Source organism: Arthrobacter sp. GCM10027362 (assembly GCF_042679445.1).
Taxonomy (GTDB): domain Bacteria; phylum Actinomycetota; class Actinomycetes; order Actinomycetales; family Micrococcaceae; genus Crystallibacter.
Window position 1 is genome coordinate 1 of record NZ_JBHTML010000386.1, and the last position, 1110, is coordinate 1110.

General features: G+C 69.9%; 1 protein-coding gene. It reads left to right on the top strand.

What is annotated here, in order from left to right:
• The first annotated feature begins 194 nt into the window (after nucleotides 1–194).
• A complete protein-coding gene (locus ACFQ36_RS22850; protein WP_377017880.1) occupies nucleotides 195–1028 on the top strand; it encodes an SGNH/GDSL hydrolase family protein in 834 nt (277 codons plus the stop codon).
• The last annotated feature ends 82 nt before the right edge of the window (nucleotides 1029–1110 follow it).

Consider the following 1110-nt stretch of genomic DNA (forward strand, 5'->3'; position numbering starts at 1 on the left):
TCGCCCTGACCTACCGCGGCGGCACCATCCTGCGCGCGATCACCATCTGGCTCAAGGCATTAGGAGACACACCCTAGCCGCCCCGGGACGGCGGCACCAGCATTTTCTGAAAGATGATTCAGGTTTCCGGCCCCGGGCCGTGGTGCCCGGGGCGCGCCCTCGCGGATTTGCCGCCGTCTTGCGAGGATAGCCCTGTGAACGACGTGCAGCTGCGCCACCCGTGGAACCGGTTCGTGGCGATCGGGGATTCCTTCACCGAGGGCATCGGGGACCCGGACCCGAACAGTCCCGGCGGCCACCGCGGCTGGGCGGACCGGGTCGCCGACGAGCTGGCCCGGGACCATGTGGACTTCGCCTATGCGAACCTGGCCATCCGCGGCAAGCTGCTGCGCCAGATCGTGGACGAGCAGGTGGGACCGGCACTGGATCTGCAGCCGGATTTGATCAGCATCTGCGCCGGCGGCAACGACGTGATCCGCCCCCGCTCCGATCCGGATGCGCTCGCCGAGACACTGGATGTGGCGATCGCCAAGCTGCGCAGCTCCGGCGCCACGGTGGTGCTGTTCACCGCCCCGGACATCGGCAACACCCCGGTGCTCGGCACGGTGCGCGGCCGGGCGGCCATCTACAACGAAAACGTGCGCACCATCGCCGCCCGGCACGACGCCGTCATCGCGGACCTCTGGGCGCTGCGCCAGCTCAAGGACCCGCAGATGTGGGCCGAAGACCGGCTGCATTTCAATGCGCTGGGACATCACATCATTGCCGCCATGGTCCTGGACTCGCTCAACGTCCAGCACAACCTGCATCCTGAAGTCCCGGCACCGCTGCCGCCGAAGCGCTGGCGCACGGCCCGCACCGAGGACCTGGTCTGGGCACGCAACCATCTGATGCCGTGGGTGCTGCGCCGGCTGCGCCACCAGTCCCTGGGCGACGGGATTACCGCCAAACGGCCCATGCCGGAGCCGATCTTCGGCCCCGGCATGCCGCCGGGCGCGGCGGACTACCCGGCGGAGCCGGCCCGCTGACGTCCCCGTGCCGCTGAAACCGTACGACCTCGTGCGCCGCCGGCTGCTGGCGCAGCGGGTCTGGGGCGCCGGTGCCGGCATT